At 71.9% G+C, this 11,869-nt stretch carries 1 protein-coding gene; it reads right to left on the bottom strand.

Annotated features, from left to right (window positions below; all coding sequences use genetic code 11):
* Positions 1 to 14: 14 nt before the first annotated feature.
* Positions 15 to 11,840: a type I polyketide synthase gene (locus DXZ73_RS07395; RefSeq protein ID WP_116210210.1), complete on the bottom strand. Its 11,826-nt coding sequence runs from the start codon at positions 11,838 to 11,840 to the stop codon at positions 15 to 17.
* Positions 11,841 to 11,869: the final 29 nt, after the last annotated feature.

The raw sequence follows: 11,869 nt of genomic DNA on the forward strand, positions 1-11,869 counted from the left end.
CTTTCCACTCCTGATCAAGAAGGCAGTTCCCGGTCGATCAGCTCGAACAGCTCGTCGTCCGATGCGGACTCGAGGGCATCGCTCTCGACGGCGTCACCGCCGTCACCAGCACCGCCGTCGTCAAGGCGCCACAGCAGCGACTGGAGGCGGGTCACCAGGCGGTCGCGGGTGTCCCCGTCGTGCGCGTGGCCCACGATCACCGCCTCCAGCTTGTCCAGTTCGCCGAAGAGCGGCGCCGACGGGTCGGCCGCCGCGGGGCACAGCTGCGCTCGCAGGTCCTCGGCGATGGCGAGCGGGGTGGGGTGCCGGAAGATGAAGGTGGCGGGCAGGCGCAGGCCGGTGGCGGCGGACAGCCTGTTGCGCAGTTCGACCGCAGTGAGGGAGTCGAAGCCGAGGTCCGTGAAGGGGACGTCGGCGTGCACGGCGTCGGTGCCCGCGTGCCCGAGGACGGCCGCCGCGTGGGTCCGCACCAAGCCGAGCAGGGTGCGGCGCTGCGCCTCCTCAGGGAGCGTGGCCAGCTGCCCGGCCCAGTCGGCGCTCGGCCGGGCGGCGGTCGGCCGCGCGGGGCCCTGCCCGCCCGCGAAGGCGCGGAGCAGAGCGGGCAGCGCGGCGGCGGATCTGCCCGCCAGCATGCGGGTGTCGAGGTCGGCGGCGACCAGGTGGGGGCTGCCGTGGCGGTGCGCGGCATCCAGCAGGGCCAGGCCCTGTTCGCTGCTCATCGCCTTGACCCCGATACGTCCCATGCGGGCGAGGTCGGTGTCGTTCAACCCTCCGGTCATGCCGCCCGATGTCCGCCACAGGCCCCAGCCGACGGAGAGTCCGGCCTTCCCGGTGGCTCGCCGGTGTTGCATCAGGGCGTCGCAATAGGCGTTGGCGGCAGCGTAGTTGGCCTGGCCAGGGCTGCCGAGGGTGGCGGCCGCCGAGGAGAACACCACGAAGACCCCCAGCCGCAGATGCCGGGTCGCCTCGTGGAGATTGGCCGCGGCGGTCGCCTTCGCCGACCACACGCGGGCCAGGCCCTCAGGGGTCTGCGCGGTGACGACGGCGTCGCCGAGGACACCCGCCGCGTGCACGACCCCGGTCAGGGGGTGGGCCGGGTCGGTCTTGCCGACCAGCTCGGCCACCGACTCCGGATCACCCACATCGGCCGCGACGACGGACACCTTCGCGCCCAACTCCGCCAGCTGTTCGGTGAGTTCACCGGCGCCTGGGGCATCAGGGCCCCGACGGCCGGCCAGGAGCAGATGCCGCACACCCCATTCGCGTACGAGATGCTCGGCGACGACCCGACCGAGTACGCCGGTGCCACCGGTGATCAGGACGGTGCCGTCGGGGTCGAGGGCGGGCGGGACCTCGAGGACGAGCTTGCCGGTGTGCTTGGCCTGACTCATGAACCGGAACGCCTCCCGCGCCCGCTCCAGCGGCCAGGAGCGCACCGGCAACGGAGCAAGCGCGCCGGAGCCGAACAACTCGCCCAATTCCGCGAACATTTCGCTGATCCGGTCCGGTCCGGCGTCGGTGACGAGGTCGTACACCTGGTACGAGGTACCGGGGTACGCGGCAGCCACCTCACCGGGATCACGCAGGTCGGTCTTGCCCATCTCCAGGAACCGGCCCCCCTCCGACAGGAGCCGGAGCGAGGCCTCGATGAACTCGCCGGTCAGGCTGTTCAGCACGACATCCACACCCCGGCCGTCGGCGGCCCGGCGGATGTCCTCCTCGAAGTCGAGGTCGCGGGAGGACGCACGGTGGGCGGCATCGATGCCCATCTCCTCGAGCACCCCGTGCTTGGCGGGACTCGCGGTGGCGTACACCTCCGCGCCCAGATGGCGGGCGATGCGGACCGCCGCCATCCCCACACCACCGGTCGCCGCATGGATCAACACCCGCTCCCCCGGCTGCAGACGGGCCAGCTCCACAAGCCCGTACCAGGCCGTCAGGAACGCCACCGGGGCCGCCGCCGCCTCCCGCATGTCCCAGCCCTGCGGAACCGGCGCGATCATGCGGGTGTCCGATACGGCCACCGGGCCGAAGGAGCCGCCGAGTACACCCATGACCCGATCGCCGACCGAGACGTGGGTGACGTCGGGGCCGACCTCCGTCACGGTGCCCGCGCCCTCACCGCCCAGGCCGGTCTGTCCCGGCACCATGCCGAGGCCGACCAGTACGTCGCGGAAGTTGATGCCCGCGGCCCGGACCTCGAGGCGCACCTGGCCGGCGGCCAGGGGCTCGATGAGCTCGGGGCAGTGGACCGGGGCCACGCTCTCCAGGGTCGCGGTGCCGCTGGTCTCCAGCCGCCATGCCCGTTCGGCGGGCGCTCCGACCAGGGGGCCGCCGGTCGCTCGGACCAGCCGTGGCACCAGGACCTTGCCTTCGTGCAGGGCGAGCTGGGGTTCATCCAGCTCTTCCACCGCCTGGCGCAGTACAGCCTGCGGCAGCTCACCGCCGTCCCTGTCGACCAGGACGAAGCGGCCCGGGTTCTCCGACTGGGCACTACGAACCAAGCCCCATACGCCTGCAGCGGCCGCATTCACATCGTCGTCGCTGTCGGTGGCCACCGCGCCCCGCGTCACCACCAGCAGACGGGACCCGGCCAACTCCGGGACGGCCAAGAACTCCTGCAGCAGTGCCAGCACCCGCCCGGCGGCCGACAGACCGTCACCGTCAGCGGTCTCGACGTGCGCGACCAGTGCCCACGGCACCTCGTCACCGTCCGGCACCACATCAGCCGGGCCGGCGCCGTCCCCGACCACCACCCAGTCGCCGCCGTCCGATGCGTCCGACTGCGGCGCCGGAGCCGGGAGCGCCGTCCACTCCACCGCGAACAGGCCGTCGTCACCGCGCTGCTGCGCGGACTTCAACTGCCCGATGTCGGCGGGCCGCAGGGTCACCGATCCAGCACTCAGTACGTTCGTTCCAGCGGCGTCGGTCACAAGAAGCCGCAGCTCTCGCTCCGTCTCGTCGTGCGCGCCGGGTGCCACGCGCACCCGCACGGTGTCGGCGCCCGCGGCCCACAGACCGACCTGGTTCCAGGCGAACGGCAGCCAGACCTTGCCGTCGTCGCGGGGCTCCGCGCCCCAGTCGAGCAGGAGGGCCGGGTGGAGTGTGGCGTCGAGGAGGGCGGGGTGGATGCCGTAGCCGTCGTGCGCACCGGCGGCCTCGGGCAGGGCGACCTCGGCAAGGAGGTCCTGACCGTCCTTCCACACCGCGCGCAGCCCCTGGAACGCCGGACCGTAGTCGTACCCGGCGTCCGCCACCCGCTCGTAGAACCCGTCCACGTCGACCGGCTCCGCACCCGCCGGCGGCCAGACCCCGATCGACCAGTCGGCCACAGGGGCGGGTTCGGGAGCGAGGACACCGCTCGCGTGGCACACCCACATGTCGTCACCAGCGGCAGCATCGGCACGGCTGTAGACGCGGACTTCCCGGCGGCCGTCTTCCGTCGCCGCGTCGACCACGACCTGCACACGAAGCCCGGACGCCTCCGGCACCACGACCGGAGCCTGCAACATCAACTCCTCGACCGCCGCACACCCGACCTCATCACCGGCCCGCAACGCCCACTCCACCAACGCGGCACCCGGGACCAGCACGGTCCCGGACACCTCATGATCCGCCAGCCAGGTGGCTCCCGACCGCGCAAGCCGCCCCGTCAGCAGGCACCCACCTCGATCGGCGAACTCCACCGCCGCACCCAGCAACGGATGCCCCGCCGCCACCAGCCCCAGACCAGCGGCATCCCCGCCGCCGGCCCTACCGGCCAGCCAGAACCGCTCCCGCTGGAAGGCATACGTCGGCAGATCAACCACCCGCGCCGCGGCCTCGGCCGGGAACCAGGCCGTCCAGTCCAACGCGACGCCTGCCGAGTGAAGGCGGGCGAAGGCGTCCAGGAACGCCTGCTCCTCGGGCCGTTCTCCGGCGAGCGAGGACACAAGGACCGGCTCCGGTACGTCGGCCCGAGCCAGGTCGTCGAGGGTGTGCCGGGCGGCAGCGGTCAGCACCGGGGCCGGGCCCAACTCCACGAACACCCCGGCCCTCTCCGCGACTTGGGCGATCGCGGGCTGGAAGAGGACCGGTCGGCGTACGTGCCGCGCCAAGTACTCCGGGGTGGTGATCTCCTCACCGGCGGGCCGACCGGAGACGTTGCTGATCAGCGGGATCGCCGGCTCGCGGAACTCCACCCCGCGGATCGCCTCGGTGAAGTCCTCCAGCATCGGCTCCATCAACGCCGAGTGGAAAGCATGACTGACCGACAGCGCCTTGGACTTGCGCCCACGCTCCCGCCACAGCCCGGCAATCCGCTCCACCTCATCCGCCGGGCCCGAAATCACCGTGGAATCAGGGGTGTTCACGGCCGCCACACTCACCGACGTACCATCGATATCCCCGCCAAGCTCCCCGGGGGTGGCCTGCACCGCGCACATCGCCCCGCCCTCGGGCAGAGCACCCATCAACCGTGCGCGTGCGCCCACCACCCGGCAGGCACCCGCCAGGTCGAAGACCCCCGCCACATGCGCGGCAGCGATCTCCCCGATCGAATGACCCACCACGACACCGGGACGCACCCCGACCGACTCCCACAACCGAGCCAGACCCACCTGAAGCGCGAACAATCCTGCCTGCGCCCACGTCGTGTGATCCAACCGCTCCTCAGGACCATGGAAGACCGCCTCCTTCAGCGAACCCCCCAGCTCCCCGTCCAACAGGGAACACACCTCATCAAAGGCCTTCGCGAACACCGGGAACCGCTCGTAGAGCCCGGCGCCCATCCCGACCAGCTGACTGCCCTGACCACTGAACAGCCACACGGTTTCCTTACCGACCGGAGCCACAGCAGCCGGACCGACCAACGCCGGATGCACCTCCCCCGCAGCCAACGCCCCAAGCGCAGCCACCAGTTCAGCACGCTCCGCACCCGCCACGACGGCCCGCTGCTCAAACAGGGAACGCGTGCGCAGCAGTGCCCACGCCACATCGCGTACGGGCACATCAGGAGCGGCCGACACCGCGTCGCTCAGGCGGCGTGCCTGCTCGCGCAGGGCCTGCGGGCTGCGGGCCGAAAGGAGCCACGGAACCAGCACGCCTTCACCTGCGTCGACAGGCTCCAACTCCGCTCCGGCATCGGTCGGTTCGGGAACATGCTCGATGATCAGGTGGGCGTTGGTGCCCGAAGCGCCGAACGACGAGATGCCTGCCCGACGCGGCCTCACCACCCCAGCACCGGACCCGGCCTCGGGCCACGGCACCGGCTCGGACACCAGCCGAACCGCACCCGCCTCCCAATCCACATGCGGCGTCGGCTCATCCACATGCAGACTCGCAGGCACCACACCATGCCGCATCGCCATCACCATCTTGATGACACCCGCAACACCAGCAGCAGCCTGCGTATGGCCGATGTTCGACTTCACCGAACCCAACAACAACGGCCGCTCCACGGACCGACCCTGACCGTACGTGGCCAACAGAGCCTGCGCCTCGATCGGATCACCCAGCGTCGTCCCCGTCCCATGCCCTTCCACAACATCCACGTCATCAGTCGTCAAACGACCACTCGCCAACGCCTGCCGGATCACCCGCTCCTGCGACGGACCGTTCGGCGCGGTCAACCCATTGCTCGCGCCATCCTGATTGACAGCCGACCCTCGTACGATCCCGAGCACCTGATGCCCATTGTGCCGCGCGTCCGACAGACGCTCCAGCAGCAGCACACCGACGCCCTCGCCCCAGCCGGTCCCGTCGGCCGCGGCGGCGAACGGCTTGCAGCGGCCGTCAGGCGCAAGGCCACGCTGACGCGAGAAGCCGGTGAAGACCTCGGGTGTCGCCATGACGGTCACGCCGCCCGCCAGAGCCAGGTCGCACTCACCCTGCCGCAAAGCCTGCGCCGCCAAGTGGATCGACACCAGCGACGACGAGCACGCCGTGTCCACCGTCACCGCCGGCCCTTCCAGACCCAGCGTGTAGGACACCCGGCCCGAGACCACGCTGCCCGAACCGGCCAGCATGGAGTAGCCCTCCAGCTGGGGATCCCGGCCGCCGGCCAGGCCCGCCGCGTAGTCGTGGTACATCACGCCGACGTACGTACCGGTCAGGCTTCCCTTGAGCGTCGTCGGATCGATGCCCGCCCGCTCGAACACCTCCCACGACGCCTCGAGGAGCAACCGCTGCTGCGGGTCCATCGCAAGCGCCTCGCGCGGGCTGATCCCGAAGAACGCGGCATCGAAGTCGCCCGCGTCGTGCAGGAAGGCTCCTTCGTCGGCGTAGCTGGTGCCGGGGTGGTCCGGGTCGGGGTGGAAGAGCCGCTCCAGGTCCCAGCCGCGGCCCGTGGGAAACTCCCCGACCGTGTCCACACCCGCGGCGACCAGGTCCCACAGGCCTTCCGGCGAGGTCACCCCGCCCGGGTATTTGCAGGCCATGGAGACGATGGCTACCGGATCGTCCGTCCCGGTGGTCGCGGGGCGCGCGGCGGGGACGGCGGGTGCAGTGGTCGGGCCGCCCAGGCGGGTGCACAGGTAAGTGGCCAGTGCCTGGGGCGTGGGGTGGTCGAAGACCAGAGTGGCGGGAAGCCGCAGGCGGCTGGCCGCCGCCAGGCTGTTGCGCAGCTGCACCGCCGTCAGCGAGTCGAAGCCGAGGTCCTTGAAGTTGGCCTCGGTGCGGACGTCGGCTGCCGACGGGTAGGCGAGCACCGCTGCCACGCACTCGCGTACCAAGTCGGTGACGGCGACCCGGCGTTCGGCCGCGTCCAGGCCCGCGAGGCGGGTCTCCAGAGCGTCCGGGTCCACGTCGGAGCCGGCGGCCGCCCGGCGGCGCGGCCGCCCGGCGAGCTTCCGCAGGATCGCGGGGGCGGTGTCCTGTGCCAGGCCGCGTACGTCGATTCCGGCGGCGACCACCAAGGGGGTGGCCACGTCACGCGCCGCGTCCAGGAGGGCCAGGCCCTGCCCGTCCGAGAGCGGCTTCATACCGCCCGCGCGCAGCCGCGCCAGGTCGGTCTCGTCCAGGTGGCGGGTCATGGCGCTGTCGCGCGCCCACAGGCCCCAGGCGATCGACAGACCGGTCGCGTCCGTGCCGTGGCGGCGGGCCACGAGGGCGTCCACGAAGGCGTTGGCGGCCGCGTATCCGGCCTGGCCCGCGTTGCCCAGGACACCGGCGGCCGAGGAGAACATGACGTACAGGCCGAGGCTCAGGTGCCGGGTGGCTGCGTCCAGGTTGGCGGCGACGGTGGCCTTGGCGGCCCACACGCGGGCGAGCCGGTCGGGGGTCTGTGCGGTGACCACCGCGTCGTCCAGGACGCCCGCCGCGTGGATCACACCGGTCAGGGGGTGCGCAGGGTCGACCGCCGCGACCAGCTCCGCGGTGACCCGCTCGTCGGTGAGGTCGGCCGCGACGATCCGCACTTCGGCGCCGAGGGCGGTCAGCCGGCCGGCGAGGTCGCGGGCCCCGGGCGCGTCGAGACCCTGTCGGCCGACGAGCAGCAGGTGTCCCACCGACCAGGTGCGGACAAGGTGTTCGGCGACCAGGCCGCCCATCATGCCGGTGCCACCGGCGATCAGTACGGTGCCGTCCGGGGCGAGGGCCGCGCCGGCGCCGGGCTCGGCGGGGGTGGCGGTGGCGCGTACGAGGCGGGGGGCCAACACCTGGCCCTCGCGCACGGCCAGCTGCGGTTCGCCGGTGGCGAGGGCTCGCGCGATGGCCGCGCGGTCGGTGCCGTGGTCCACGTCCAGCAGGACGAAGCGGTCCGGGTGCTCGGACTGTGCGCTGCGTATCAGTCCCCACAGGGCGGCGGCCGGGACGTCGATGGCGGCTGTGTCCTGGCTGCCGTCCGTCGGCACCGCCACCGCGTGGCGGGTGAGCAGGACGAGCCGGGCGTCGGACAGGCGCGGTTCGGCCAGCCACTCCTGCACCAGGCGCAGCGCCCACTCGGCCAGGGCGCGGCCACGCTCATCGACGGTCCCCGCGGTGTCGGCGGGGGTCTCGACGAGCACGGTCGCGGGGGCCCGTGTTCCCTCTTCGAGGGCTGCCGCCAGGGCCGTCGGATCCGGGTGCCGCGGGATGTCCGCTCCGGCCCAGGCCGGTACGTCCTGGCCGAGCAGCACCCAGCCGTCGCCGCCGGTCTCCGCGTCCGTGGAGGACACAGCGGTCCACTCCACGGTGAACAGCCCGCTGGTTCCCGCCTTGCTCGCCGCGCGCAGCTGCTCGGGGTCTGCCTGGCGCAGCGCGAGGGAGGCGGCGCTGAGCACCGGCGCTCCGGCGGCGTCCGTCAGCGTCACCCGCAGGCCCGGCCCGTTCTCCGCCCCCTCTTCCTGGTACGGGGACAGGCGCGCCCGCACGGTGGTTGCGCCGGTGGCCCACAGGGACACCCCGCTCCATGCGAACGGCAGGCGGACGCCCGCACCGTCCCCATCGGTGTCCCGGTCGAGCAGCAACGCCGGATGCAGCGCGGTGTCCAGCAGTACGGGGTGGATGCCGAAGCCGTCGTGGGCGCCTGCCTGTTCGGGCAGCGTCACTTCGGCCAGCAGGTCCTCGCCGTGCCGCCAGACCGCGCGCAGCCCCTGGAACGCCGGGCCGTAGTCGTACCCGGCGGCCGAGGCCCGCCCGTAGAGATCACCGATCTCCACCGGCTCGGCGCCCGCCGGGGGCCACTGACCGTTCGACTCATCCGCCACTGCGGCGGGTTCGGGGTTCAGAACACCGGCCGCGTGGCACACCCATCCCTCGTCCTGGTCCAGTTCCGCGTCGGAGTCGAGGCGGGAGAAGATCCGCACCTCGCGCCGCCCACCCGCCTCATCGGCCGGGCTCACGACGACCTGGAGCTGCAGCCCTCCGGATTCGGGCAGCACGAGCGGCGCCCGCAGCGTCAGCTCCTCCAGGGTGGGGCAGCCCACCTCGTCGGCGGCCTGGAGCGCCCATTCCACGAGCGCCGCGCCGGGCACCAGCGTCGTGCCCGCCACCGCGTGGTCGACGAACCAGCCGCCGCCACCGGACGCCACGAGACGGCCGGTCAGCACGAGCGCACCGTCGGCGAGACCCAGCGCCGCGGGCAACAGCGTGTGCTCCAGGCGCCGCAGCCCCGCCGCGCGCATGTCGCCTACACCATCCATCTCCAGCCAGTAGCGCTGGTGTTGGAAGGCGTACGTGGGCAGGTCGACGGTACGAGGGGTGGGCCCGGCCGGGAACCAGCGCCGCCAGTCCACATCCACCCCGGCAGTGAAAACCTGGGCGACGGCACGAGCGAGCTGGGCGGCATCCCCATGGTCACGGCGCAGGGTCGGGACCACCACAGCGGACACACCCGCCTGCTCGATGGTCTCCTCCATGCCCAGATTCAGGACCGGGTGAGGACCGACCTCGATGAAGACGCGGTAACCGTCCGCGAGCAGGCCTTCGACAGTGTCGGCGAAGCGGACGGGCTGACGCAGGTTCCTCACCCAGTAGTCGGCATCCAACCCGGTGGTATCCGCGCGCTCCGCAGTGACGGTGGAGTAGAACGCCACCTCGGCGCTCACCGGCTGGATACCACTCAACCGGTCCATGAGCAGGCCGGCGATCTCATCCACCTGCGGCCCATGCGACGCATAATCCACATCGATCGTACGAGCACGCAGACCGCGCGCCCCGGCGTCCGCGACCACTGCGGCAACCTGCTCCGGCGGACCAGAAATCACCGTCGAAGACGGCCCATTGACCGCAGCGACCCCCACCCCCGACCGATCACCGACCAGCCCGACGGCCTCCTCACGGCCCACACCGAGAGAAGCCATCGCACCACGCCCCGCAAGCCGACGGAGAGCCTCACTGCGTACGGCGACGATCCGCGCCGCATCCTCCAGCGACAGCGCACCAGCCACACACGCCGCAGCCATCTCACCCTGCGAATGCCCCACCACAGCCGCAGGGGTAACCCCATAGTCTGCCCACACAGCGGCAAGAGAGACCATCACCGCCCACAGAACAGGCTGAACCACCTCCACCCGCGACAGCTCACTCCCGTCCCCACGCAACACCTCCGTCAACGACCACTCGACGTGTGGCGAAAGAGCACGCTCACACTCGGCGATCCGAGTCGCGAACACCGGTGATTGATCGAGTAGTTGGGCACCCATGCCCACCCACTGCGACCCCTGCCCCGGAAAGACGAGCACCGGCCCCAGGCCGATGTCACCGGCCACCCCGGACACCACATCCGGCGAAGCCTCACCCGAGGCCAACGCCTCCAGCCCGGCGACGGCTTGGGCGCGGTCATCCGCCACGACCACGGCCCGGTGTTCGAAGGCCGACCGGCTCGTGGCCAGCGACCAGCCAAGATCGACCGACGACGCTTCCGCGTTCTCGGCCGCGAACACGCCCAGCCGACGGGTCTGCTCGCGCAGCGCGTCACCGGTCCGCCCGGACACCACCCACGGCACCACCGCACCCGCCACAGGCTCGGGCTCCACCGGGAGAGAAGCCTCACCCGGTTCCTCTTCCGGCGCCTCCTCCAGGATCAGATGCGCGTTCGTCCCCGAGATACCGAACGAGGACACCCCGGCCCGGCGCGGACGCTCACCACGTGACCACGGCACCGGCTCGGTCAACAGCCGCACACCGCCGCCCTCCCACCGCACATGCGGAGTGGGCTCATCCACATGCAGAGTGGCGGGCAACAACCCATGCCGCAACGCCATCACCATCTTGATCACACCCGCAACACCCGCGGCAGCCTGCGTATGACCGATGTTCGACTTCACCGAACCCAGCCACAACGGCCGGTCTTCGTCGCGCTCCTTGCCGTACGTGGCGATGAGGGCCTCGGCCTCGATCGGGTCGCCGAGCCTGGTGCCCGTCCCGTGCGCCTCCACCACGTCGATCTCGGCCGTGGAGAGCCGGGCGCTGGACAGCGCCTGGCGGATGACCCGGCGCTGCGAGGGACCGTTGGGAGCGGTGAAGCCGTTGCTGGCACCGTCCTGGTTGACGGCCGAGCCACGCAGGAGCGCCAGCACCTTGTGGCCGTTGCGGCGGGCATCCGAGAGACGCTCCAGCAGGACCAGGCCCGCGCCCTCACCCCAGCCGGTCCCGTCGGCCGCGGCGGCGAACGGCTTGCACCGGCCGTCCGGAGCCAGGCCGCGCTGACGCGAGAAGCCGGTGAACACCTCGGGCGTGGACATCACGGTCACACCGCCGGCGAGGGCCAGGTCGCACTCCCCCTGCCGCAGTGCCTGGGCCGCCAGGTGCATGGCCACCAGCGAGGAGGAGCAGGCGGTTTCGATGGTGACCGCCGGGCCCTCGAGTCCGAGGGTGAAGGAGACTCTGCCCGAGAGGACGCTGGGGGCGGTGCCCGCGTACCCCTCGGTCGCCTTGCCTCCGGGGTCGCCCTGGGTCTGATTGCCGGTGGTCGCGGCGCCGACGTAGACACCGGTGGGGCTGCCCTTGAGCGTGGTGGGGTCGATGCCCGCCCGTTCGAGCACCTCCCAGGACGCCTCCAGGAGCAGGCGCAGCTGCGGGCTGCTGGCCAGGGCCTCGCGCGGACTGAAACCGAAGAACCCGGAGTCGAACCGGTCCGCGGCGCCGACGAATCCGCCCTCGCGGACGTAGCAGGTTCCCGGGTGGTCGGGGTCCGGGTGGTAGAGGCCGTCCAGGTCCCAGCCGCGGTCCGTGGGGAAGCCCTCGATGGCGTCGCCGCCCCCGGCGACCAGCTCCCACAGGCCCTCCGGCGACTCGACGCCGCCGGGGAAGCGGCAGGCCATGCCGACGACGGCCACCGGCTCCTGGGCGCGCTCCTCCACCTCGCGCAGCCGCTGCCGGGTGTCGTGCAGTTCGGCGGCGACCCGCTTGAGGTAGTCGACCAGTTGCTCTTCACTCGCCATGAGAGTTCACCCAGCCTTCAACGTTGTTG

This window comes from Streptoverticillium olivoreticuli subsp. olivoreticuli (assembly GCF_003391135.1).
Lineage (GTDB): Bacteria > Actinomycetota > Actinomycetes > Streptomycetales > Streptomycetaceae > Streptomyces > Streptomyces blastmyceticus.